24 protein-coding genes are annotated in these 23708 nt (G+C 42.7%); 10 read left to right on the top strand and 14 right to left on the bottom strand.

Annotation, left to right across the window (positions count from 1 at the left end; translation table 11 throughout):
- The 5 genes from LEPTO7376_RS04860 to LEPTO7376_RS04880 form a co-directional block, all read right to left on the bottom strand.
- Positions 1–1611, bottom strand: coding sequence for a radical SAM protein (locus LEPTO7376_RS04860; RefSeq protein ID WP_015133112.1), 1611 nt, complete (start codon positions 1609–1611; stop codon positions 1–3).
- 151 nt (positions 1612–1762) lie between these two features.
- A complete protein-coding gene (locus tag LEPTO7376_RS23220) occupies positions 1763–2545 on the bottom strand; it encodes a hypothetical protein (RefSeq protein WP_015133113.1) in 783 nt (260 codons plus the stop codon).
- 458 nt (positions 2546–3003) lie between these two features.
- The gene (locus LEPTO7376_RS04870; protein WP_015133114.1) at positions 3004–3639 is read right to left on the bottom strand and encodes a phosphoribosylanthranilate isomerase; all 636 of its coding nucleotides are present in this window, start codon (positions 3637–3639) and stop codon (positions 3004–3006) included.
- Positions 3640–3765: 126 nt separating this feature from the next.
- Positions 3766–4152, bottom strand: coding sequence for an alr0857 family protein (locus tag LEPTO7376_RS04875; protein ID WP_015133115.1), 387 nt, complete (start codon positions 4150–4152; stop codon positions 3766–3768).
- 182 nt (positions 4153–4334) lie between these two features.
- Positions 4335–4631: a hypothetical protein gene (locus LEPTO7376_RS04880; RefSeq protein WP_160148382.1), complete on the bottom strand. Its 297-nt coding sequence runs from the start codon at positions 4629–4631 to the stop codon at positions 4335–4337.
- An 82-nt stretch (positions 4632–4713) separates the two neighbouring features.
- Between LEPTO7376_RS04880 and LEPTO7376_RS04885 the strand changes: the two genes are divergently transcribed.
- Positions 4714–5046, top strand: coding sequence for a ribbon-helix-helix domain-containing protein (locus tag LEPTO7376_RS04885; protein WP_015133117.1), 333 nt, complete (start codon positions 4714–4716; stop codon positions 5044–5046).
- A 101-nt stretch (positions 5047–5147) separates the two neighbouring features.
- Here LEPTO7376_RS04885 and LEPTO7376_RS04890 read toward each other — a convergent pair whose 3' ends face one another.
- Positions 5148–6047, bottom strand: coding sequence for an alpha/beta hydrolase (locus LEPTO7376_RS04890; protein WP_015133118.1), 900 nt, complete (start codon positions 6045–6047; stop codon positions 5148–5150).
- Entirely contained in the window at positions 6044–6289 is a 246-nt protein-coding gene (gene sipA / locus LEPTO7376_RS04895; RefSeq protein ID WP_015133119.1) for a regulatory protein SipA, read from the bottom strand. The genes LEPTO7376_RS04890 and sipA overlap by 4 nt, the downstream gene beginning before the upstream one ends.
- Before the next feature lie 68 nt (positions 6290–6357).
- On the opposite strand from sipA, the gene LEPTO7376_RS04900 reads away from it, so the two are divergent.
- Positions 6358–6693 carry a nucleotidyltransferase domain-containing protein gene (locus LEPTO7376_RS04900; protein ID WP_015133120.1) on the top strand — a complete coding sequence of 112 codons (336 nt, stop codon included), beginning with the start codon at positions 6358–6360 and terminating at the stop codon, positions 6691–6693.
- A 107-nt stretch (positions 6694–6800) separates the two neighbouring features.
- Here LEPTO7376_RS04900 and LEPTO7376_RS04905 read toward each other — a convergent pair whose 3' ends face one another.
- A complete protein-coding gene (locus LEPTO7376_RS04905) occupies positions 6801–8522 on the bottom strand; it encodes a DUF262 domain-containing protein (protein WP_015133121.1) in 1722 nt (573 codons plus the stop codon).
- Positions 8523–8601: 79 nt separating this feature from the next.
- Positions 8602–8805 (bottom strand): DUF2283 domain-containing protein, encoded by a 204-nt coding sequence (locus LEPTO7376_RS04910; RefSeq protein ID WP_264309024.1) that lies wholly within the window; start codon positions 8803–8805, stop codon positions 8602–8604.
- A gap of 465 nt (positions 8806–9270) precedes the next feature.
- Between LEPTO7376_RS04910 and mutS the strand changes: the two genes are divergently transcribed.
- The 4 genes from mutS to LEPTO7376_RS04935 all read left to right on the top strand — a co-directional run bounded on the left by mutS (position 9271) and on the right by LEPTO7376_RS04935 (position 13752).
- Complete coding sequence (gene mutS / locus LEPTO7376_RS04920) at positions 9271–11928, top strand: DNA mismatch repair protein MutS (RefSeq protein WP_015133123.1); 2658 nt, start codon at positions 9271–9273, stop codon at positions 11926–11928.
- Positions 11929–11972: 44 nt separating this feature from the next.
- A complete protein-coding gene (locus tag LEPTO7376_RS04925; protein ID WP_015133124.1) occupies positions 11973–12632 on the top strand; it encodes a helix-turn-helix domain-containing protein in 660 nt (219 codons plus the stop codon).
- A 26-nt stretch (positions 12633–12658) separates the two neighbouring features.
- A protein-coding gene (locus LEPTO7376_RS24430) for an IS1 family transposase (RefSeq protein ID WP_015132314.1) occupies positions 12659–13353 on the top strand; the annotation gives its coding sequence in 2 pieces (ribosomal slippage) (positions 12659–12983 and positions 12983–13353; 696 coding nt in all).
- 36 nt (positions 13354–13389) lie between these two features.
- A complete protein-coding gene (locus LEPTO7376_RS04935; protein ID WP_015133125.1) occupies positions 13390–13752 on the top strand; it encodes a hypothetical protein in 363 nt (120 codons plus the stop codon).
- A 41-nt stretch (positions 13753–13793) separates the two neighbouring features.
- Here the strand turns inward: LEPTO7376_RS04935 and LEPTO7376_RS04940 are convergent, their stop codons facing one another.
- Entirely contained in the window at positions 13794–14567 is a 774-nt protein-coding gene (locus LEPTO7376_RS04940; protein ID WP_015133126.1) for a dienelactone hydrolase family protein, read from the bottom strand.
- A gap of 230 nt (positions 14568–14797) precedes the next feature.
- Here LEPTO7376_RS04940 and LEPTO7376_RS04945 point away from each other — a divergent pair, with 230 nt between their 5' ends.
- Both LEPTO7376_RS04945 and LEPTO7376_RS04950 read left to right on the top strand, forming a co-directional pair.
- A complete protein-coding gene (locus LEPTO7376_RS04945; protein WP_015133127.1) occupies positions 14798–15394 on the top strand; it encodes a cytochrome b in 597 nt (198 codons plus the stop codon).
- A gap of 206 nt (positions 15395–15600) precedes the next feature.
- A complete protein-coding gene (locus LEPTO7376_RS04950; RefSeq protein ID WP_015133128.1) occupies positions 15601–17037 on the top strand; it encodes an NAD(P)/FAD-dependent oxidoreductase in 1437 nt (478 codons plus the stop codon).
- A gap of 168 nt (positions 17038–17205) precedes the next feature.
- On the opposite strand, the gene LEPTO7376_RS04955 is transcribed toward LEPTO7376_RS04950, so the two are convergent.
- Positions 17206–17568: a putative quinol monooxygenase gene (locus LEPTO7376_RS04955; RefSeq protein ID WP_015133129.1), complete on the bottom strand. Its 363-nt coding sequence runs from the start codon at positions 17566–17568 to the stop codon at positions 17206–17208.
- A gap of 195 nt (positions 17569–17763) precedes the next feature.
- On the bottom strand, positions 17764–18336 hold the full coding sequence (locus LEPTO7376_RS04960) for a TerD family protein (protein ID WP_015133130.1): 573 nt from the start codon (positions 18334–18336) through the stop codon (positions 17764–17766).
- A gap of 20 nt (positions 18337–18356) precedes the next feature.
- On the opposite strand from LEPTO7376_RS04960, the gene lpxD reads away from it, so the two are divergent.
- Both lpxD and tuf read left to right on the top strand, forming a co-directional pair.
- Complete coding sequence (gene lpxD / locus LEPTO7376_RS04965; protein ID WP_015133131.1) at positions 18357–19376, top strand: UDP-3-O-(3-hydroxymyristoyl)glucosamine N-acyltransferase; 1020 nt, start codon at positions 18357–18359, stop codon at positions 19374–19376.
- 230 nt (positions 19377–19606) lie between these two features.
- On the top strand, positions 19607–20764 hold the full coding sequence (gene tuf / locus LEPTO7376_RS04970) for an elongation factor Tu (protein ID WP_015133132.1): 1158 nt from the start codon (positions 19607–19609) through the stop codon (positions 20762–20764).
- Positions 20765–20802: 38 nt separating this feature from the next.
- Here the strand turns inward: tuf and dusB are convergent, their stop codons facing one another.
- Complete coding sequence (gene dusB, locus LEPTO7376_RS04975) at positions 20803–21855, bottom strand: tRNA dihydrouridine synthase DusB (protein ID WP_015133133.1); 1053 nt, start codon at positions 21853–21855, stop codon at positions 20803–20805.
- A gap of 32 nt (positions 21856–21887) precedes the next feature.
- The gene (locus LEPTO7376_RS04980; protein WP_015133134.1) at positions 21888–23657 is read right to left on the bottom strand and encodes an EAL domain-containing protein; all 1770 of its coding nucleotides are present in this window, start codon (positions 23655–23657) and stop codon (positions 21888–21890) included.
- Positions 23658–23708 lie beyond the last annotated feature (51 nt).

Below are 23708 nucleotides of genomic sequence, written 5' to 3' on the forward strand. Positions count from 1 at the left end.
TTAGGAAATTTTTTCGGGTAAAGCGCCAGATTCTTCCAGATGTTTGAGAATCGTCGCTTTTGGAATCGCTGTGTGGAGATGTTGCCAAGGTAAAACTTGGTCGGTTTCCCATTGCTGATGAACATAAAAATCTAGCGGTGGAATTTGGCCTTTGAGATCTTTAAAAGCGCGTTTATAACTCCCCAAGGTATCGCCATATTCTCGGGTTAGTTCGAGGAGTCTAGAGAGGCGGCGATCGCCTCGCGATAACAAAGCCTGAATGACCGACCAATTATAACTTTCTGGACGAAACTCAATGCCCTGCGATCGTAACTTTTTCTGGAGCAATTGCAGACGTTTTTTTGCCGCTTTATTCACTCCAAACCATTGAAAAGGCGTATGGGCTTTCGGCACAAAAGTGCTGCATCCAAGGGTCAATCTCAGGCCAGGAGCAGCCTTTTTCGCGGTCAACATCATGTCGATAGTTGCATCAATATCTGTCTGTTCCTCACCCGGAATTCCGGCCATCCCATAAAATTTAATCGCTTTTAGGCCACCCGCCTTCGCATTGACTGCTGCTGTTGTAATTTCGTCATCCGTGAGTTTTTTATTTACGATTTCCCGTAAGCGCTCTGAGCCACTTTCCACGGCGATCGTAATCGAGCGAGTATCTCGTGCTGCCAGAGTTTTCGCTAATTTTTCCGTCACCGTATTTGTCCGCACCGACGCAATGCTGAGGCGAACATCTGAATATTGCGGCTGCGATAAGTAATCTAATAAACTTTCAAACTCGGGGTGCTGGGTAACTGAAGCTCCTAAAAGTCCAAGGCGATCCGTTACTTTCAGACCTCGTTCAATCGCTGGTATTAAAGATTTTTCGAGATTTGCCACCCGAAACGGCAAGGTGACATAACTAGCAAGGCAAAAGCGACACATTTCCGGGCAGCTCCGTACAACCTCCACCATATAAATATTTTCCCAGGCTGCTTTTTCGGTAACAACGGTCGAAGTCGACAGCACATTGCCGCGATAGGTTTGCTTATAAACGGCAGCGGGTACATCAGTGAGTTTTGGTTCGATACTTTCAATTTCTGCTGTGGGTGATCGATAGGTCACGTCATACAGGCTGGGCACATAAATTCCCTCTACCTGCGCCAGACGTTTTAACTTCGCAAGGCGATCGCCACCACGAATATCTTGATAAGCATCGATAAACTCATCTAAAAGATTTTCGCCATCCCCGAGGAGAATCACATCAAAAAAATCGGCATAGGGTTCAGGATTCGCACTGAGTACCGAACCGCCCCCAAAAATAATTGGGTGATGATCTTTTCGAGCCGATGCTCGCAGTGGAATATTTAGCTTTTCGAGAAGGTCAAATAAATTTGTGTAGTCTAGTTCCCATGAAAATGAAAACCCGACAATTTCGGGCGATGACGGCAATTTCTCATTGAAATCCGTAAATAAGCGCCGTACATCCACATCAGACCGCTGACTAAACTTCGCCCACACCAATTGATAGCCCAAGCTTGTAATCCCAACAGTGTAGGTATTGGGAAACGCAAAGACTAAAGGAATCGCATTTTGCTGGGGGGTAACAGGGTCAAAAAGAAGACGTTCTTGTTCAAACAAAGTTTTTCGGCAGGGGCGCAATTGATCTGGTTGCTATTGTATCCGGTTGCTATTTCAAATGAATGCTTTTCACGCGGCACCAACACCAAGCCTCTGCAAAACCCTTTCAGTTGGCGATCGCCCCATTACCTTTCTCGACGCAAACTACTCCTTAGCCAAAGCGGAGCCAAGACCCTCTTTGGGCAGATTTCGCCTCAGTCCGCAATTTTGAGGTTGAAGGAAGTGCCGCAGCAAAAAACTGTTTCTTTGTGTCTTTCACAAACTTCTGGTTTGGAGATAGGGCGATCGCCTGTTTTAGATGAACCTTTGCCAAACTTTCTTGACCCTGCTCCAAATAAATACGCGTTAACCAAGCATGAGCCATGCCATTATTGCCATCACGGCGGAGCACTTCCCGCAACTCCAGCATCGCCCCTTGTAAATCTCTCAATTTGAAATAACGTTCTGCCCGTTCAAGTGAATCATCTCTCACAATCTCATTCCGCTTTGCGGACGATAAATATTTCACGAAAAAGTCAACCGTTTGCTGCTTTAAATAACCTTGGGTGACGGCAATTTGCCCAAAAAGCTTTTTATTTTTCTGCTGAATTCTCAAAATGCTAGTCACCTGCTCTTCGGTTAAGAGACCAGCTTCGAGCAAATAATAACCAATCTTTTTCTGCTTATTTTTAATCTTTAGACTTTGAAGAATGTTATTCCAGCGAATGGCAAAAAAGTCACAGGTTTCTTGCTTAATCCAGCCTCGCAATGCCAAAATCTCCCCAATCCGAAAATCTTCATATCCCGGAATTGACTGGTTCTGCAATGCTAATTGGACCTGATCTTCTGATACTAGACCCGCTTGGACGAGTAGTTGACCAAGGGGAAGAGCTGCATGTAGCTTAATGCTCTGCTGAAACTGTTGCGGTTGCGCTGGCACTACTGATAATGACATTTCTTAGACCCGAATAAAGACTACCTATGCACACCTGAGAAAAGCACAAAAAGATATCAAAGACAGACAAAAATATCTACGTAAACTTGCGTTCCTTATTTGTAAGCATATCTCTATTCACCGTATTTTTAGGCACGTTTAGAGCGAACTTCACTCAATCTTTAAAGCAGTATTTTTTAGATAAAGCTTTGACAAAGGATTTAATTTCTTCCGGGTCTACATCTCAATATCTGTAAGTGTTTTGAACTAAATTTAGACTTAGAACAGGATACTGAGTAAAGAATTGTTTATTTATTCCTGAAATATATTTCTTCAATTTTTTATTGAAAAATACACTCTCATTTCATTAGATATTTATGCAGTTCTTTTACTTAAGTATCGTTATTTAGAAATCAATTTTTCAAATAACAATACTTAAGAGACGATTCCAGATTTTCAAGATTTTTAGATGACAAACTTCAAGCTTGTAAGGCTGCGAGTTGTTCGATCAGCATCGCGACTTTCTGAAGATTTTTTTGACCAGGTGAGTCCTCTACACCGCTAGATAAATCAATGCCATCGGGTTGTAACTGCGTTAGGGCTTGCTGGATATTGTCGGGTTTTAGACCCCCAGCCAAGAGCCAAGGAATACTGGGTCGGAATGTCTGCAAATCTTCCCAGTTAATGGTGTGTCCAGTTCCGCCTAACTGTTCTGGATGATAGGCATCAAGTAATAGCGCATCAACAACGGTTTCATAATCTTTAGCTGCAATGAGGGTTTGGCGATCGCGCACCCTTAGAGCCTTAATGATTTCGAGATTGGGCAGGAGTTTTCGAACTTGCTGACAAAATTCAGGAGATTCATCACTATGGAGCTGGACAGTGCTCAGGTGAGACGCTTTGGCAATGTCTGCAATTTCCTCAGGACTTTGATTCGCAAAGACTCCAACTTTCCCAACGTTTTCGGGGAGGGTTTGAGCAATGGGTTTGATGTTTTCAGGGGTGATATATCGAGGAGATTTTTTAACGCAGATAAAACCGATATCAGTTGCACCCATTTCGGCGATCGCCACCGCTTGATCCACTCGCGTTAAACCACAAATTTTTAAGCGCATTAGATCTTCTCCTGTTGTTGAACCATTGCCAGCACTCAGCATAACCGTCATTTCCCCAAAGAAAAAACCTATCCCTGTAGGAATAGGTTTATGTGCAACAGGATTATTTAAATTCCCTAAACACAATCATTCTTCTCGGACAGGGGTAGAATCCTGACTCACTTGCCAAACGGTTTCGAGTAACAATTCCGCGCGATCGCCGAGCATACAAATGAATGTACCGCTGCAATCGCCTTCATCATTAGTGACCCAATGTCCTTTGAGACTGACCTCAGAATATTCAGCATCGCAGATGGCAATGTCGAGAATATCGTCACAGTCCTGCTTGAGTTGAACTAATTCCACCAATAAGGGCAAATCTCTCAACACGAGAAAAGAGGCACTACTGGGTTCCATGTAGAAATTTTGGGTGGTGCGCAATGCAAAAACAGCACGGTCTTTCATCCAAGTTTCTACGGACTGGGTTAACCGCTCTAAACGAAAGCTTTCATCGGTGTAGATCAACTTCAACATGATCACGCTCTCCGGTGATGTAATAAAAACAAAAAATTTCAAATAAACAGCACAACCACGGGGTTGGTACACTCTTCGCCACAGCGCCTAAGCTCAGTCAGGCGATCGCCATAAAAAAACCGCCTCTCAATTCAAGAAGCGGAAGAATCATCAAAACCAAATAAATGGTGATGGTCAGTGGCTCAGAAAATAAGTCGGAGCCTTCCGCCGATTAGATTGAGGTAAAAGTCTAGAGAATGGTTAATTCTGGCAATCCAAGATTTACATGGCTGAATTTCATAAAATTCATTAAAATGCGGCTGTCGCTGGTCGAGATTCAGGTTTCCCTCTGGTAATCTCCAACCTCGAAAAAACTTTTCCGTAAAGGCTGTCATCGATTCATGACCGAGGATGAGACTCATATCGTTCTCCACCACCATGCGATCGCCGATCTGCGGCATGGGCTGCTTGGAAGGTTGTTGGGTGGATGGAAACAACAAGGGTCTTACCTCCTTGAAAATGCCTTACATTTGTTATACTACACTTGCACTACAAAAAAGTCTAGTTTTGAGGAGAATTTCAATGAGAACTGCAACACAGGTCAGAACTTCAACCACGGATATGGAAGTGACGAGTATTCGTCTGGAGCGCACCCTGAAGGAAAAACTCAAGGAGCTATCAGGTAGCCAAGGTTATCAGTCCCTCATTCGTGACATCCTCTGGAACTATGTTAACCAAAAGTCTGGAGATTATCGCCCTAAATTTGCGCCCACTGACATTCGCGCGACGTTTCCGGCGATCGCCCAGAAGGATGAAAGCTGTGTTTTAACAGGCAAACTCATCCAAGCAGGCGACGAGATGCATCTCGGTTTTACAATCCATGGTGATTTAGTGCCCCTCAGTCAACTTCCTTAACAACAGACAGAAAAATTCAATCTTCAATGTGAGCAGGCAAAGAGAAGCAAATTTTCAGGTCTTACGTATAATCTTTGTCTGTTTCGCTTTTGAGCATGGAATTATGGTGTTAAAGCAGTGGATGTTTGGGAAAGAGCAAATTGTTTAAAGGTGAGAATGGCATCGTCATAGGATTGACCAGCAGTTTCCGCCAAATCATTATGGCCAGCATCCGGCACAAGATATAACTGCTTCGGGGCGATCGCCGATTCATAGAGTGTTTCACCCATTTCAGCTGGAATCACATCATCTTCAAGGCCATGAATGAATAGCGTGGGAATGGTGACCTCTGGAATTTTGCTCAGAGATTCAAAACGTTGGTGCAGCAAAAAATCCACAGGCATAAATGAATACTGACCGGAATAGGTGGCCATGTCTGACATTGAGGTAAAGGTTCCCTCTGCAATCAAGCCAGCCGCCGGATTATTTCTCACAAGTTCGATGGCGATCGCCCCACCGAGGGAATGACCATAGACAAAAATTTGGTCAGCAGTAAACTGCTGTTCTTTCACCAAATAGTCGTACATGACTTGGGCATCTTCGTAGACATTACTTTCGCGTGGAAATCTGCCACCGCTGAGACCATAGCCTCGATAGTCCATCAATAATACTGAAAATCCCATGTCCACGAAGCGTTTTGCATGGAACAGATTTTCCCCAACGTTATAACTATTGCCATGCAAAAACAGCAGTGCTTTGCCGTTATCATTTGCCTGTGATGGTAGCCACCAACCATGAATTTCGACACCATTTTTTACGGGTAGCCATAATTCATGATGGTCGAGTTCGTAGGTTTGCGGAAAATTTTCGAGGGTTTTCGTTGGTTTGAAAATAATGCGATTTTGCCACACTAGTAAAAAAATACAGAGGGCAAAATAAATGCCGGAAATGCCGCTCAATCCCACTAGCAGCCATTTCAGAAGAACTTGTTTGAAAGGACGTTGGACTGTCGTGCTGTTCATGTGTGTTTCATTGTTTCGGTTGCATCATCTTCGATTAGGGCAAAATACTTTTCTTCGAGCAAAAATGAACCTCGCTCAAATTTAATCGCCCAGTAATCTCCCGGTCGGCGATCGCACACAACCCCTTCATCTCCCAACGCAATTAAATCCGCAGGCCGCAACATCGGCATTGGGTCGGCTGTTTTCAGATAGGGCGGCATCTGGGTCACTTTCACTTTTGAGCCAGCAGGAAAATCACTCATCGTAAACTCGGCAATCTAAATCAGCGTTTAATATTGTATCGAGTTAGCTCAACAGCTTGGATCAGATCATGAATCTAGAAGAAAAGCGGGCGATCGTTAAGATCACTACCCAGAAGCTAAAAGAATATCTGCAAGATCTTTATCAAGACAACCTCGATAGGGTGATTTTGTTCGGCTCTCAAGCGAGGGGCGACGCTAAGTTTTATTCAGATATTGACGTGGCCATTGTTTTAAAAAATGACTTTGACTTTGATGCTGAAATTGAGAAAACTAGTCAATTTGTAGCGGATTTATGCCTTGATTATGATGTTTTGATCAATCGTCTTTTCATGAGTACTGGTTACTATCACACCCATCAAAGTGCGCTAACTCGTAATCTTCAACAAGAAGGTATTTTATTGTGAAGACTAAACACAAGTGAGCACTCACATGAATTCAATAAACTCAAAACAAAACAAGTTTCAAAAAAGAATCCAGACTAATACATCACATAATTGTATACATTGACTCACTATTTAAACTTGTTGTTTTCAAAAAGTTTTTTTGCCAACAGCTTAGCTCTCTTATTAATTGTTTCTGAATTCCAAACTTTGCTTTCAATTAGAATTGAGTCTAATGGATATCTTTTCTCTATCAAAATTTTCTTTTTGACTTCAAAGTAATTATCAGAAAGCTCTTCATTATTTGTTTTTTTATCAATGAGGATTAGATTGCCAATATTGCCTATATATTCTTCATCTATATTTTCATTGATTTGTACTTCTGGTACTAGATGTTCAATACTCATACCGCCGTAATCTACAGCTAAGCCATTGGAATAATCTCCTAGCAACTTTTGTAGTGAATATTGAATTACAGACTTACTCTTCGATTTTCTAGAAGTGTAGTTAAGTTCTATAAAACTAGACTCAAACTCACTATAGCTTGGTAATTTTCTTTCCAAACCAGATAACAGACTATCGATTGTAGTCTGAACTTCAGTATTATCTTGAGCATTATTGAGTAATATGGCATGCTTTGAGTAGTGTGTTGAAATTGCACCAGAAGACCGTTGAGATGTTACAGCATTAAAAACAAAGTGAAAAAACTCTATTTTTGATAAAAGCTTAGAGAGTCTTTTAAGCCTCATCCTCCCCTCTTTATGAGATTTGATCAAAGATAAAATCATTGGAAGCTGCTGTTTGACATTAAACAATTTCAATGCTTCTAAAGACTTCCGCACCTGGGCTTCTTCTGGACGCCATAAGTGATTACTAGGAGAGATTATGCTTAAATATAAATCTGTAGCTGCCTGTAATTCATAAAGAATAGTTTGAGCATCTTCTTTTGTCCGTGTAACTTCTTTAAGAGCAGGAAACAACTTCTTTTCAGTTGTATATGATTTACTAGATAGCCAAAAATGATATAAAAATGGATTTAACGAATCACGTTTGTCGGCATCATCAAACTTTCTGAGTATTACTTCGTTCCATATTTGTTTCGCTGAATCTAAAGAAGCACTATTTGATTTGAGTTTTTTAAGTAAATGATTTTTAACCAAATCAGCAGTTGTCAGATCTCTTCCACGGGCATTTAAAGTTTCGAAGATCAAGTAAGCGTCATCTTCATTATCTAGCTGAATAAACACTAATTTCAACGAAAGAATTCTATTTCTAAGATCTTTAAGCTTTTCAACCGCGCTATTTTTATCTATATCAAAGAGAATTGAATTACTTACTACTGACTCTTTAATGGATTGTGGCAGCAATTCCTTTAATTTCTCAGTAATAAACTCAAATGCTTCCTTTAAATTCTTCTCTTCAGCCCCAACATTACATTCAATATTTGACCCTTTATAGCTTTGTATATAGTCATGAAGATATGGGAATGATGTTTCTGAATTCAGAATAAACTCTTCTTCATTATCAATATTGGGTTTTTCAATAAAAAGATGAATTCCTTTTGCTAAATTCTCTTCTTCTAACACAAGGAACAAGTTTCTTATTGCCGAAAATATTAGAGTAATAGTTGTTAATCTTTGCTGTCCATCAACAATACCAAAATAGGGTTTCTTATCTTGATAGACAACCATTGAGCCAATAAAATATTGATCGTTATCTTCCTGTATTATGTCATTCCAGAAGCTTCTTACCTGATCTTCTTCCCAAGAATAAGGCCTTTGAAATCTTGGTATTTTAAAATATCCTAATGAAAAGATATCTCTTATTTCTTTATCATTTGCTTCAATTTTCATATTTGATTGTTCGAAATATTCAAGTAAAAGAGTTGATAAGCCAATCCCAAGCTAGTTACATTTTTTCTTAGTAAACCAATTAAAAATCAGCTTGAATTAGTAATTCCCGGAGATTCATTTGCTCAGAACGGCGAGAAAAAAATAAAATTTCGAGATTCTCAATTTCTCCAGAAGCTGGATTCATCCGAGCAATAATCTCATTTTCTAATTCTTCAGTTTCTTGCTCTAGATAGGGAGCACAAGTATCAAAATATAAAATATCTCCCATCTTGTCATATCTCATCTTCAGTCTTTTATCCACACCATTTCCCCCTTACAAATGTTGCGCGAAGTATAAACCGTAATAATCCAACTTCTTTGAGGCTCTTGTTCAGACGATACAACAACTGCCAGTAAATATCGTCCTGACTCATGCGATCAAACCACTTTGAGAAAATCAGAGCCTGCTCATCATATTTACTACGATGAATTGAATCTGGAGTTGAAATCACCTCTTTTAGCTGCGTTTCACATTCCGGCAAAGTCCCTAGGTGCCGCTCTGCAATATGTTCGCGTCTCTCATCTGTTAGCTCAACAGGTCGATCAAGGTAGGAACATGGAAATAAAATTATATGGTGCGAGCATATCTCTATTCGAATCAAAAATAGATATGAATGAGCTTTACAAGATTCATCATTCCGCAATCGTAACACTGGCGATCGCCGCTACTATAGATATCTGTTTAAGCTGAATCCTGACGAATTTTTTCATGCCTGCATCCAACCGCAAACCCATCGCAGACGAGATTCCTAACGCTGATTATCGCAAGCTCCCAGACCGGAATCTTCTGACCCCGATGATGCAGCATTACACGCAGGTGAAGGATAAGTACCCTAATGCGATTTTGTTGTATCGGGTAGGGGACTTTTTTGAGTGCTTTTTCCTTGATGCCATCACGGTGTCGCGGGAATTAGAGCTGGTTTGCACGAGTAAGGAATCGGGGAAAGGGATTGGTCGGGTACCAATGACAGGTGTGCCTCATCATGCATTGGAGCGTTACAGTACCCAGCTGGTGGAAAAGGGTTATGGTGTTGTCATTTGTGATCAGGTAGAGGATGCAGCCACGGCCCACGCGGAAAAACGGATGGTGCGCCGGGAAGTTCAAAAGGTTTTAACGCCGGGGACTCTAACCGACGATGGGATGCTGCGGGCACGGCAAAATAATTATCTGGCGGCGGTGGTAATGGCAGGAAAGCATTGGGGTTTAGCCTATGCGGATATTTCGACCGGGGAATTTTGTACCACCCAAGCCAGTGATCTCGAAGCGTTAACCATTGAGCTTTTGCGTCTGCAACCTTCAGAGATTTTGTATCCCACTGATGCGCCCGACCTGCAAACTTTAATGCGTCCCGGCGATCGCCAAAAACTTTTAAAACAACATCTGCCGGAATGCCTGCCATCGGATTTTTGTTATGCCCTGCGATCGCCCAGGGAATTCGATATTAATGAAGCGAAACCGAAATTATTGATGACCTTCCAGCGATCTTCGTTGGAGGGGATGGGCTGCGAAAAATTGCCGTTGGCGGTGCGGGCTGCGGGGGGACTTTTGTCCTATGTGGAGGAAACGCAGCAAGCTTATAAGGTTCCCTTTGAAACGCTGAAAACCTATAGCATTAACGAATTTTTGCAGTTAGATCATCAGACCCGCCGTAATCTCGAAATCACTCAAACCATCCGCGACGGCAGTCTTTATGGCTCTTTGCTGTGGGCGTTGGATGTCACTAATACCAATATGGGTGGCCGGGCTTTGCGGCGTTGGCTATTGCAACCATTGCTCGATCCAGAAGCAATCGCCGAGCGTTTTGACACCATCGAGGAGCTGGTCGAAAACACTAATTTACGGCAAGATGTGCGCCATGTTTTAAAGCAAATTTATGACCTTGAGCGCATTGCGGGGCGGATTGGGTCTGGTAGCGCCAATGCCCGTGACTTATACGCTTTAGCCGAATCCCTCACAAAATTATCTTACCTTGCCGAGATTGTGGAGGATGCCAAGTCTCCCTATTTGCAAGCCGTTCAGAATTTCCCGCCCGACCTCGATAAATTGGGCAAACATGTTCTGACTTATTTAGTCGATTCACCGCCGATCCATATTAAAGATGGAGGCATCATTCGCGATGGAGTAGATGAGGAGCTAGATCATTTGCGTCGTAGCCAAGTGGAAGACCGGGAATGGCTGGCAAATCTGGAAATTACGGAGCGAGAACGGACAGGAGTCTCGAAGCTGAAAGTCGGTTATAACAAGACCTTTGGCTATTACATTAGTATGCCGCGATCGCAGTCGGCACAGGCTCCCGAGGAATATCTGCGTAAACAAACCCTCAGCAATGAAGAACGCTATATCACCCCAGAATTGAAGGAGCGGGAAAGCCGGATTCTCACGGCAAAGGATGATATCTGCAAGCTGGAATACGAGATTTTTACAGAGTTGCGGGGCACAGTCGCCGAACATACCGATACTATCCGAGCCGCTGCGGGGGCGATCGCCGCGATTGATGTATTGGCTGCCTTTGTCGAAACTGCTGTATACCAAGATTATTGCCGTCCAGTCATTGGCTCCACGAAAAACCTAGAGATTGAACAAGGCCGTCATCCCGTCGTCGAAAAATCCTTAGGCATGGGCTTATTTGTCTCCAATTCCACGAATCTCGGTAAAGCAAAAAATATCAAAAATCCCGATTTAATTATCCTCACAGGCCCCAATGCCAGCGGTAAAAGTTGTTATCTGCGCCAAACCGGATTAATTCAGCTCATGGCACAGGTGGGGAGTTTTATTCCCGCTAAATCTGCAACTATTCCGATCTGCGATCGCATCTTTACGCGGGTGGGTGCAGTGGATGATCTAGCAACGGGTCAATCCACATTTATGGTGGAGATGAATGAAACCGCGAATATCCTTAATCACGCCACCGAAAAATCCCTAATTCTGCTCGATGAAATTGGCCGAGGAACGGCAACTTTCGATGGACTGTCTATTGCTTGGGCTGTCGCAGAACATATTGCCACTGAAGTAAAAGCAAAAACAATATTTGCAACCCACTACCACGAACTAAATGAACTTTCTTCTATCCTTTTAAACGTCTCCAATTTCCAAGTAACAGTAAAAGAACTCCCCGAAGAAATTATCTTTTTACATAAAGTGCAACCCGGTGGCGCAGACAAATCCTATGGCATTGAAGCAGGACGTTTAGCTGGCCTACCAACGAGCGTAATCACCCGTGCCAAACAAGTCATGACTCAAATCGAAAAGCACAGTAAAATCGCAGTCGGATTACGCAAAGGCGTTCGCACCAAAGAAAAGATGGCAAGTAATGGAAAATACGATGTCAATAAAGCGTCAGAACAACTAGATATTTTCAACTTTTAAAGAGCAAAGAATACTAGTGCGAACATAAATTATCGTGGAGAGCTATGTCATCAAACTCTGAATGGACACTAGAAAAACTAGAAGAGTTAATCAAAAACCAAGTCCAAGAATCACTAACTTTAGACTATAAAGATTCTAGATCTCTTGGAAGCAGTAATGGGAAGAAGAATGAGATCAGCAAAGATGTTTCAGCCTTCGCCAACTCTGCTGGTGGAACTATCATCTATGGAATCCAAGAAGAAAATCATTTACCCAAATGTATTGATGAAGGTGTTGATCCTGATGAAATATCAAAGGAGTGGCTAGAACAAGTAATTAATTCAAGAATCCAAAGGAAAATCGATAATATTCATATTTATCCAATCATTATTTCATCTAATCCAGATAGAGTTATTTATGTTGTAGATATTCCGCAAAGTTCACGCGCTCCTCATCAAGCTAATGATAAGAGATTTTATAAAAGATATAATTTCCAGTCCCTACCAATGGAAGAGTATGAGATCCGTGATGTTAGTAGTAGAGAAAAAACTCCAAGACTAGTTCTTTCCTCTCACGTGGAAAATACGAAGCATTTGTTACAACCTCATAGAATAATAAGCCACCAGAAATCGATTGCTATTGTTGACTTGAGATTGAATGTGATTAATAAATCATTTGAGCCAGCATCATATGCTTACGTTCAAATTTTTGGCATTGCAGAATAGAGGTATGAATGGAGGTTGTTGACTCAATGGAATGTCCAGAATGCCAATCTACTCATATCCGTAAGAACGGAAAGAAAAAAGGCAAACAGAATCACATCTGTGTAGATTGCGGTCGTCAGTTTATCGACCACTATAGTCAGCTCGGCTACTCAAATGCCTTCAAACGTGAATGCCTCAAAATGTATGTCAACGGTATGGGCTTTCGAGCCATTGAACGGGTGAAAGGAGTGCACCACACTACCGTCATCACTTGGGTCAAACAAGTCGGTGCATTGCTGCCTGATGCTTATGAACCGGAAGAGATGCCTCAGGTCGGGGAACTCGATGAACTTCAAACATTCGTCGGTGCTAAAAAAACAAGGTCTGGCTCTGGACAGCAGTAGACCACTTTCAACCAGGTATTCTTGCTTGGACTATTGGTGACAGAAGTGCAGAGACATTCAAGCCACTATGGGCAATCGTTAGTCTCTGGAGATGCTTCTTTTACGTCACAGATGGCTGGAAAGTTTATCCCATCTTTGTACCCGATGGGGACCAGATTGTCAGTAAGACCTATATGACTCGAGTCGAAGGAGAGAACACTCGATTGCGGCATTATCTCGCTCGACTCCATCGAAAGACCTTATGTTATTCAAAGTCTGTGGAAATGTTAGAGCATTCGATTCGATTGCTGATTCACTATCTCAAGTTCTGGGATGTTCCTATCCCTCGACCCTCATAGATTCATACCTCAATTCACCAACGCCAAATTTTTTTAGTGCAAGCTGAAGGATTGCGATTTTCAGACCCTAATATTGATAGTGAAAGTACGATTACTAAAAATGGTTTTGTCAAACATCTTTTCACCTATGGAAGTTTTCAAGGTCAACCCCCAATCATTCCATCAATAGGAATTGAACTAAAGTCTTATCAGATTGCGCTACCTTACCCTCCAACCAAAGAAAGTTACTCTATTGGATGGGAGGTTTCCTCTCCTAGAATGCCGAATCAACGTGGAGTTTATCTTATTGAGTGCTTTCAGGAAAAAGAGCAATATTATTTTTCAGTCTCTTCTCATGAATGGCCTCAAGGAGAGGAGGACGAAGAAAATTTTAGACGAACTCAATCAATATCTCATTGAAAAAAATTTCCTAAGTATATGACCTTTAAAATACTCCGTTATTAGAAGATACGATCTAGGAATGTAAGTAGTTCATCCCAAGATTGAGTATCAGCTTTTGCGTTGTAATCTTTGGAACCCCAAGGTGTAAAAGAGTGGAGAACATTCCCATAAAGCTCCATGCTGTAAGAGACATTCGCTTCAGTTAAATCTTTTGCCAAGGCTGTTACTTCATCCATTCCAGAAACTGGATCAGCAGTGCCATGGAGCACTAAGACTTCGCCAGTTGTTTTGCTGTAATCCTGGCCTTCGGGTAAAACGAGTCCACCATGGAAAGAGATAAATCCATCTAAGTCTGCACCAGTGCGTGCGAGTTCCAATATTGCTGAACCACCAAAGCAATAACCCATTACTGCAACTTTCTCTGGGTCAACGCCCTCAAGTTCTTTCGCAACTTCTAAACCTGCGAATAATCTTTCTTGCATCAGAGGGCGATCGCCGTACAACTTGCCACTAGCTGCGCGGGATTCTTCAACGTTAGTGGGCCGCAGTTCTTTGCCGTAGAGATCAGCAGCGAAAACTGTATAGCCTTGAGTTGCCAACATCTCAGCACGTTTTTGTTCGTAGGTACCTAGACCATTCCAATCATGAATGAGCATCACAATTGGTTGTTCATCACCAAATCCTTCATTCCGCGCGACATAGCCTTCAAATGGTTCTCCGGCGATTTCGTAGTCCAAAACTTTAGTTGTGATTTGAGCATTAGCGTTAAATGTCCAACAGAGAATGGCGATCGCCGCCACGAGAAAACCATAGAAAAAACGTCGCAAACTCATAGAAAAAAAGGTTCAGAAACTGATGTTAGCGACATTGTACGGATTCTGGAAATGTTTTACCTTGCCCCGATGGCATAGAAAAATCAAGTTGATCAGGCGAGATTCACCCATAGTCTTTTATCAATGATTGTTGATTTTTAGATAAAACTATTCCTATAGGTGGACGGCGATCGCCCCAGTGAATTAGTTAGCGTGAGAATCGATGAGCAAAAGACCTTTAAGCAATCGCCATGACGACCCCTTCCGCTCCCCCAAAATCTCAGACTAAAGTTTCTAAACCCCGACGAAATTCAGCATTTCAGCATTTGATGTCTGTGCACTGGTGGATGGCGAATCTCTACGGAATTTTGTTTATCGGCGGGTGGTTTATGGTGCAGTTTGGCGAAGGTCTTTCTTTCCGTGGCTCCCTCTACAATTTCCACAAATCCATCGGTATCGTCACAGTAATGCTGCTAAGTTGGCGCATTTTAGTACTGCTGCGAGTTTGGTGGCGCAAGTATACAAAACATCGCCCCAAGTTATCCCGTCAATGGTTTAAGAAAGTCGCCCTACACACTTCCCTCTACATTTTTATGTGGGCAGTTCCTGTAACGGGGATTTTCCTTTCCAACTCCTTTAAAGCCAATAACGTCAAACTGTTTGGCATCGTATTACCCGACTTATTTCCCCAGAATGATGCCGCAATCGAATTAGCTAGGAGCTTTCATTTTTGGTTCGCTTACATATTCCTTGCATTCACAATTTTGCATAGCATCGACCAATGGAAAGTCCTACGTTCATGGTGGCGACGGACAAATAAGTGGTTTCGCAAGAAAGTTTTAAGTTAGCGACGATAGTTTGTCTTCCAGCAGCACACGCATGAATTCGTCGGGAAAGCTAGCTACCTGAGAGAAATCTAAACCAAATGAGCAAAAATGTAAGCGATCGCTAGGTAAGAGTTGAAAGTTTCCTTAGAATCTCCGTTTAGGGGTTTTCTTCTGATGATTTTTAAGCACAATGAAATCAGTAGAGATGTCCGAGGGGGCTAAGCATTGTGGCTGTAGATTACGATATCGTCATTATTGGCGGCGGTTCAGGTGGTTTGGTTGTGGCAAGTGCCGCAGCTCAGCTCAAGGCGAAAGTTGCCCTTGTCGAGAAAAATAAGCTTGGTGGTGATTGTCTCTGGTATGGCTGTGTTCCGAGTAAATCACTCATCCACGCAGCACGGGTTGCCTATGAGGTTAAAGAGGGTGGTCGCGTTGGCGTTTATACTCAACCCCCCGAAATAAAATTTGCAGAAGCGATGGGTCATGTCAAAAAGGCGATCGCCGCGATTGAGCCTAACGATTCCCCTGAGAGATTTGAAGGCTTGGGCGTAGAAGTTATTTTTGGTAGCGGACAATTTACAGATCCGAAAACCTTTGAGGTTAATGGCAGGAAACTGACTGCACGGGCATTTGTGGTGTCTACAGGCTCTAGTCCAGCGATTCCCCCTGTAGAGGGTCTCAAAGAAGCAGGTTTTCTCACCAACGAACAAGTTTTCTCTTTAACTGAGCAGCCCGAATCTCTCGCCGTCATCGGTTCAGGGCCAATTGGTTGTGAATTGGGTCAATCGTTCCATCGCCTCGGAACAGAAGTAACTCTCTTCTCCAGTCGCGATCGCCTGATGCCAAAAGAAGATCCAGATGCCGCAGAAGTGATCGAACAGCAATTCGCGAGGGAAAACCTTAAGGTTCTCAAAAAAGCACGTCTAAAGCGAGTCGAAGTGATAAAAGGCAAAAAGCACTTATTCACTGAAGATGATTCCCAAGCGGCGGCGATCGTTGATGAAATTCTGATTGCCACAGGTCGAACTCCCAACGTTAACTCCCTAAACCTGGAGGCTGCGGGCGTTGATTTCGACAAAAAAGGGATTCATGTCAATGAAAAACTCCAAACCACAAATAGCAATATTTTTGCTTGTGGCGATGTGATCGGCGGCTATCAATTTACCCATGTGGCAGGCTATGAGGCGGTTACAGTACTACAAAATGCCCTCAACCCGCTGCCGATTTTCCTGAAAAGTATTGATTATCGTGTGATTCCTTGGGCAACCTTTACCGATCCTGAGGTAGCGCGAGTGGGTATGACTGAGGAACAAGCTCGTAAACGTTATGCCGATGTGATTGTGCTCAAACTGCCCTTCGCTGAAGTGGATCGTGCTCAAGCGGAAGATGCCACTGTTGGTTTCAACAAAATCATCACCCGTAAAAATGGCGAAATCCTTGGAGCACATATGGTGGGAAAGATGGCAGGTGAACTGATTCAAGAAATCGTTTTAGCGATGGCAAATAGGTTACCCGTGTCTGCTCTAACCGGAATTCACATTTACCCCACGCTCTCGGAAGTGAACAGCAAAACGGGCTTATTGCTCTCGAAGAAAAAATATGCAGAGAATGAAAACCTCCAAGGCTTCCTCACAAAGTTCTTTAACTTCCTGCGATCGCTCTAGATCAAAATTCTTGTCGTATAAGGTTCAGGTCATTCTTTTAACCTGAGCCTTTTTTATGAAAAAATCACTTTCATCTGCCGGAATAGTTTTTCATAATCAGAAGTTCTATTCACAGAATCTTCATACAAAAAGAAGACAAAATAACTATATGTTGAGCAGATTTAGACCTTAATGTCGGAACCCGTATTTCAAGGAAAAATACTGAACATTAAAATTTTGTAGCGGTGCTTTTAACTTTTCTAGTTCACTCTCAGAGCCATGCACTTCGACACGCACTAACTCAGAGATTTGCAAAGCTTGGTTTAGAATTCCTCCAACATTAGCGAGGTGAAAGAGTACACCATCTGCATCGCTGTAAGACTCACGACATCGGACTTCCGAGCCATTTATACTAAAACTGTAGTGCAAACATTTTTTCTCTTTTTTTGTCTTCTCAACGAAGCATTCGCACAGCTGTAAAAAGTCTTCTATATTTTCTTCGGGAACCTTGAAGTGGGGATAGACAGAACAAGATGTATCTGACTTTGCCATTTAAATAATGTCTCCTGATAGATATTTACGTTTAACTCTTAGATTTTTTAAACGCAGAGTTTTTCAATGTAAATAGCACCTTTGGCCCCAGATTATATCATTGTCATTTCACTGAAGAGTTCAGCCAAATCAACGAGTTTTTCTGGGGAATTGGTAGTTTGACTATCAGCCTTCAAGGTCTGACGCTATGGCAGTTTATTGGTAACGATCAACGAGGGTTTGAAGTCCACCTTGATAAGCATCGCCTATCGCATTGAGTTGCCATTCGCCATTAACCTTGGCCACACTCGCCATAATTAGCGCGGTTTCATTAGAGAATTGCTGTTCTAGGGAATAGCGTAAAACTTCTTTTTTTGTTTCGACATCAACGAGTCGGACAAAAGCATTTTGGACTGAGCCAAAGGTTTGTTTACGTTCTTCACCTTCATAAATAGATACTGCAATCACGATGGATTCCACATCGGCAGGAACTTTGCGGAAATCAACGATTAAAACTTCGTCATCACCTTCCCCTGCACCAGTACGATTGTCGCCCATTAGTTTTACAGATTTGTCGGGATCGGGACTGGTCAAGTTATTGTAAAAAATAAAGTGCTGATCGGATATGAGCTTACCGTTCGTTCCCAGCATAAAAATCGACGCGTCGAGGTCAAAGTCCATCCCGCCCTGTTGTTTGACATCCCAGCCGAGACCGATAAAACCGGCATTGAGACTGGGGGCAGCTTTTTTAAGGGAGATTCCTTGTCCTTTTTTTAGACTAATGCTCATTTTCTGTGGATAAAAATTCGATGAACGTTTCTGAAATTTTGCAGGCTCTACCGCCTGATCTCATTATCGATCATTCTTTGGCGGATGATCCCGATATTACGGGAGTTGCTGCGGTTGATGAGGCGATCGCCACCCAGATTAGTTATGTGGAAGGGGGCAAATTCGCGGCAATGGTGGGCAAGACTGAGGCTAAGGCTTTAGTACTACCAAACGATAAAGATTTACAACAACAGGCAACGGAACGGGGTATTGCTTGGGTCAGCACGAAAGCGCCACGGTTATTATTTGCGGCAGTCATTAAAATTTTCTATCAGCCATTCCGTCCGATGGCTGGCATTCATCCGACAGCAATTATCGATCCATCAGCAATTTTGGGAGAAGAGGTTGCCATCGGTGCTCATGTGGTGATTTATGCCAATGCGAAGATCGGCGATCGCACGGCCATCATGCCTAATGCGGTAGTTTATCCCGATGTTGAAATTGGCGACAACTGTTTACTCCATGCCAACTGTACGATTCATGAGCGAGCAAAGATTGGTAATAATTGCGTGATCCATAGTGGCGCAGTGATTGGAGCAGAAGGGTTTGGGTTTGTGCCAAGTCCGACGGGCTGGTTCAAGATGGAACAATCGGGCATTGTGGTGCTCGAAGATGGCGTGGAAATTGGCTGTAATTCCGCTGTTGATCGTCCCGCAGTCGGTGAAACCCGCATTAAAGCAGATACCAAACTGGATAATTTGGTGCATGTTGCCCACGGTTCTGTGGTGGGTTCAAATTGTGCGTTGGCAGCGCAAGTTGGTTTGGCTGGCGGGGTAACGGTTGGGAATCAAGTATTGCTTGGTGGTCAAGTCGGTGTCGCGAATCAGGCAGTCATCGGTGATGGGGCGATCGCCACGGCTCAGACAGGTATTAACAACAAAGTCGCTGCGGGAGAAATTGTCTCGGGCAGCCCAGCAGTTCCCAACGCCATTTACCTCAAAGCTTCGGCGATTTACAAGCGTTTGCCAGAAATGTACAAAGCCTTCCGCAAGCTTAAATAGAACTTTATGAAATAGTAGAATTCACCTCTATTTTTAGAAAATATTGCTAATAAAAATAAAAATTCGTCAGCTTATTTTTTTAAGTAATACATTCCAAAATATTTATCTTGATTTTTTTTAAACTTACAAAGTCCAAATTATCAAATAGAATCCCCAAAGAAATGATTATTGCTCATTCTTGCGAAAGGCAACAATCACTATGTTTTGTTTATGAAAGAGGATTGTAAATAATGAAACCTTACATCAATGTAGGAACAATTGGCCATGTTAACCACGGGAAAACGACACTAACAGCGGCCCTTACAACTGTATTGGCTAAATTACATGGTGGAAAACCTTATGAATTTCGTTCTATCAATAATGCACAAACAGAAGAGGTAATGGGTCTCAAAATCGCGACTTCCCATGTGGAATATGAAACCTCAACTCGCCGCTATAGTCAGACAGATCACCCAACACATACTGACTACGTCCAAAGCATAATTGTCGGCGCAGTCCCAGATGCTCGTATTTTAGTAGTTTCTGCCGCAGAAGACCTAATGCCCGAGACCCGTGAGCAAATTCGGCTATGTCGCCAAGCGAGTGTCCCATCTATCATCGTTTTCATAAATAAATGTGACATGGTAGAAGAGGAAGAGCTTTTAGAATTAGTGGAAATGGAAGTTAGGAAATTACTAACTGAGTATGGTTTCCCTGGTGATGATTTACCAGTTATCCGAGGTTCGGCATTAGGTGCTCTCCACGGTGAAGAACAATGGGAAGCGAAAATTGTTGAGCTTGCTGAAGTTCTAGATACTTACATTTCTGAAGCAGTACAAGCTATTGATCAACCCTTCTTAATGCCTATTGAAAACGTATTTTCTGTTCAAGGCCGAGGGACTTTTGTAACAGGTTGTATTGAGCAAGGTATTCTCACTGTAGGAGATGAAGTCGCAATTGTTGGCATAAAAGAAACGGTGAGTACCACATGTACTGAGATTGAGAGATTCCGTAGGCTTCTTCATGAAGGTCAAGCAGGAGAAAATATTGGGGCTTTGCTTCGTGGAACAAAAAGAGACGAAGTAGAACGGGGGCAAGTCCTGGCTGCACCGGGATCGATTACACCTCATACTAAGTTTGAAGCAGAAGTATACATGCTAAGTAAAGACGAAGGTGGTCGTCATACTCCGTTTTTTAAGGGATATCGTCCTCAGTTCTACTTCCGAACCGTGGATGTTACTGGAAATATTGAATTACCAGAAGGGGTAGAGATGGTATTACCGGGTGACAATATCAAAATGATTGTAGAGCTGATCGCTCCGATTGCTATGGATGAAGGTCTACACTTTGCTATCCATGAAGGTAGTCGAACAGTGGGGGTCGGTGTAGTTGCTAAAATTTTTGATTGAAAAGCTAATCATCACAGTAAAGTTAAAAAAATCAAATCTTAAATAACGGAATTTGTTGGGGCGGCCACACGCAATTCTTCGTCCTTTGCCAATAACTTTTCAATGGCACCATCGAGCAAGGCATGACCTTCGGTGGTGCTATTAATTTTGGTGAGTTTATCCCGCAATTCCGCTGCCCCAGGAAAGCCTTTGCAATACCAAGTGAGATGTTTCCGCGACTGAAAAATGCCCTTTTGACCTTTGTATTCCCAGAGACCATCCAAGTGCTCTTTCGCGCATTGCATCATTTCAATGGCCGTCGGTTGCGGCAACTTTTCTCCTGTCCGCAAAAAGTGCTCAATTTCTCCCACCAAAAACGGATAACCCAACGTCCCCCGCGAACACATCACCCCATCAGCTTTTGTTTCTCGTAAACAGGCGATCGCCGCATCCACCGAAAAAATATCCCCATTCGCAATCACTGGAATCGATAAAGCCTCCTTCACCTTGCGAATCCATTCCCATTTAGCTATGCCTTTGTAACCTTGTTCTCGCGTGCGACCGTGAACTGTCAACATCATTGCGCCCGCATCCTCTAACCGTCGCGCAAAATCGAGAATTGTAATCTCATCATCTTTCCAACCGATGCGTGTTTTCACTGTCACCGGAATATCCACTGCTTCGACAACAGCTTTGACAATCTCCACTGCCACTTCAGGTTGCCGTAATAGAGAACTACCTCCCCCTTTTTTCGTAATCTTATTGACTGGACAGCCCATATTGATGTCAATAGTTTGCGCCCCTTCCGCCACCGCTTTTTGAGCTGCTTCCCCCATAAAATCCGGACGACAATCGAATAACTGGATACTCACCGGATGTTCATTAGCATCCAGTTCCATCAGGCGTGGCAACTCCGCCAAATGATGAATTTCCTTCGCATTCACCATTTCCGTATACATCATCGACTGCGGTGCATACCGACGAACCAATCGCCGAAACACCAAATCCGTCACTCCCGACAAAGGCGCTTGCAAGACCCGACTCCGAAAAGTAACATCACCAATCTGTAGCGGCGATCGCCAAAAATCGAGTTCCGCTTGAGTTACTTGCATCGCCTTTCCAAGAAATCTTTAGACCTAATCTATTAAATCAAATCACTCTGGAAATCATTACTCATAAAAGGCGAACTCGAAAACTCTTTTGCACTCACCGCATAACTAAACAAAAATCCTTGAATCGCGTCACAATCATGCTTTTTCAAGAAATCTAGCTCTTCTTGGCTTTCCACACCTTCCGCAATCACTTTCAAGCCCAACTGATGAGCCATCGTAATAATCGCAGTAATAATCGCGGAATTCGCCTTATTCAGATGGATATTTTTCACAAAAGAGCGATCAATTTTTAAAACATCAAACGGAAACTGCTGTAGATAACTCAATGAAGAATACCCTGTCCCAAAATCATCGATCGCGATCGCCACACCCAATGTTTTCAAAGCTTTGAGGCGACGCACTGCCACCTCAGCATTCTGCACTAACGTACTCTCAGTGAGCTCCAATTCTAAATGTTCAGGCTCAATACTATTATCAATCAAAATACGGCTTAAACGCTGGTGTAGGTTGAGCTGATTAAACTGACGTGCAGATAGATTCACTGACATCTGAAAGGTATTAAGACCTGTATTTTGCCAAATTTTCAACTGACGACAAGACTGATTTAAAACAAACTCACCAATTTCTTCAATTAAGCCAATTTCTTCCGCAAGGGGAAGAAATTGATTAGGAGGAACAGCTCCTCGCTCTGGATGATACCAACGCAGGAGAGCTTCCGAGCCTTTAATCTTACCTGTTTGCAAATCCATTTTCGGCTGGTAATGCACTTCGATTTCTTCTCGTTGGATCGCATACCGTAAATCCGTTTCGAGAGTAATTAAATTTGATTTACCAACATTAAAAGCCGCAGTAAAGAGCTGATATTGGTTACCACCTTTTTGACGAGACTTGAGCATTGCTTTGTTCGCATTTTGGAGCAAGTCACGAATATCTAAATTATCCCTGGGATAAATCGCAATACCAACGCTAATACCCACAAAAATCTTTTGGTCTTCTAGGGTAAATGGCTCTTTAAACGAATCAATTAATTCCTGCGCAAAATTCAGGATTGACTGTTTATTATCAACAGCCTTGAGAATGGCGCAAAAATCATCCCCGCTTAATCGAACCACAACGCCCTGGGTACTGACGATATCTTTGATTCGTTGGGCGATCGCCTGAAAAAGTGCCGTTGCAGACTCATAACCAAGCGTTGCAATTACCCGCTGAAACCGATCCAAACTGATACAAAAAACAGGTAAGACACTCGGAGTCTTTGGGCCATCTCCAGACTTGTTTTTCGACGACTTCGCACTAGCTTGAACAATTTGATTAAATAAATCCCTCAGCGCCAACTGCGTCGGTAAATTTGTTAACGCATCACGATTAGTCCTTTGGCTCAACTGCGCGTCAACATCCTTTCCCGGACTACCGGCATAACGCTGTTTAAGAGATGAATATTTTGTGAGTCGAGCCGATACCGCCCCTAGTAATTCATTCTTGGTAAAAGGTTTCGTTAAATAATCATCAGCCCCCAACTGCATCCCCTGACGCATATATTGCTTTTCTGCCTTTGCCGTCAAGAAAATAAACGGAATCGCTTCTGTCTCTTGATTACACTGCAATAGCTCTAACACCTGATAGCCATTCAGCTGAGGCATCATAATGTCACAAACAATCAAATCTGGTTGATTTTCTTGCGCTAACTTTGTGCCACTATTACCATCGCTAGCCTCCATGACTTTATAGCCTTCCTGAGTCAGAATTTTTCGAACGAGCTTGCGGACAATATCGTCGTCTTCAATAATGAGAATCGTGGTCATGGGAACAGTGAGTTAGTGGTTACTTACGAGTAGAAACGTCTTGGGTTAAAA

The sequence above is a fragment of the [Leptolyngbya] sp. PCC 7376 genome (assembly GCF_000316605.1).
Taxonomy (GTDB): Bacteria; Cyanobacteriota; Cyanobacteriia; order Cyanobacteriales; family MRBY01; genus MRBY01.

What these genes read in the sequence shown, in the direction of transcription:
- LEPTO7376_RS04945 (WP_015133127.1), top strand. Translation starts at nt 14,798, where the DNA reads ATGACGACCCCTTCCGCTCCCCCAAAATCTCAGACTAAAGTTTCTAAA.
- LEPTO7376_RS04905 (WP_015133121.1), bottom strand. Translation starts at nt 8,522, where the DNA reads ATGAAAATTGAAGCAAATGATAAAGAAATAAGAGATATCTTTTCATTA.
- LEPTO7376_RS04960 (WP_015133130.1), bottom strand. Translation starts at nt 18,336, where the DNA reads ATGAGCATTAGTCTAAAAAAAGGACAAGGAATCTCCCTTAAAAAAGCT.
- sipA (WP_015133119.1), bottom strand. Translation starts at nt 6,289, where the DNA reads ATGAGTGATTTTCCTGCTGGCTCAAAAGTGAAAGTGACCCAGATGCCG.
- LEPTO7376_RS04870 (WP_015133114.1), bottom strand. Translation starts at nt 3,639, where the DNA reads ATGCGCTTAAAAATTTGTGGTTTAACGCGAGTGGATCAAGCGGTGGCG.
- LEPTO7376_RS23220 (WP_015133113.1), bottom strand. Translation starts at nt 2,545, where the DNA reads ATGTCATTATCAGTAGTGCCAGCGCAACCGCAACAGTTTCAGCAGAGC.
- LEPTO7376_RS04890 (WP_015133118.1), bottom strand. Translation starts at nt 6,047, where the DNA reads ATGAACAGCACGACAGTCCAACGTCCTTTCAAACAAGTTCTTCTGAAA.
- LEPTO7376_RS04940 (WP_015133126.1), bottom strand. Translation starts at nt 14,567, where the DNA reads ATGAGTTTGCGACGTTTTTTCTATGGTTTTCTCGTGGCGGCGATCGCC.
- mutS (WP_015133123.1), top strand. Translation starts at nt 9,271, where the DNA reads ATGCCTGCATCCAACCGCAAACCCATCGCAGACGAGATTCCTAACGCT.
- tuf (WP_015133132.1), top strand. Translation starts at nt 19,607, where the DNA reads ATGAAACCTTACATCAATGTAGGAACAATTGGCCATGTTAACCACGGG.
- LEPTO7376_RS04885 (WP_015133117.1), top strand. Translation starts at nt 4,714, where the DNA reads ATGAGAACTGCAACACAGGTCAGAACTTCAACCACGGATATGGAAGTG.
- LEPTO7376_RS04900 (WP_015133120.1), top strand. Translation starts at nt 6,358, where the DNA reads ATGAATCTAGAAGAAAAGCGGGCGATCGTTAAGATCACTACCCAGAAG.
- LEPTO7376_RS04980 (WP_015133134.1), bottom strand. Translation starts at nt 23,657, where the DNA reads ATGACCACGATTCTCATTATTGAAGACGACGATATTGTCCGCAAGCTC.
- LEPTO7376_RS04925 (WP_015133124.1), top strand. Translation starts at nt 11,973, where the DNA reads ATGTCATCAAACTCTGAATGGACACTAGAAAAACTAGAAGAGTTAATC.
- lpxD (WP_015133131.1), top strand. Translation starts at nt 18,357, where the DNA reads ATGAACGTTTCTGAAATTTTGCAGGCTCTACCGCCTGATCTCATTATC.
- LEPTO7376_RS04910 (WP_264309024.1), bottom strand. Translation starts at nt 8,805, where the DNA reads ATGAGATATGACAAGATGGGAGATATTTTATATTTTGATACTTGTGCT.
- LEPTO7376_RS04875 (WP_015133115.1), bottom strand. Translation starts at nt 4,152, where the DNA reads ATGTTGAAGTTGATCTACACCGATGAAAGCTTTCGTTTAGAGCGGTTA.
- dusB (WP_015133133.1), bottom strand. Translation starts at nt 21,855, where the DNA reads ATGCAAGTAACTCAAGCGGAACTCGATTTTTGGCGATCGCCGCTACAG.
- LEPTO7376_RS04955 (WP_015133129.1), bottom strand. Translation starts at nt 17,568, where the DNA reads ATGGCAAAGTCAGATACATCTTGTTCTGTCTATCCCCACTTCAAGGTT.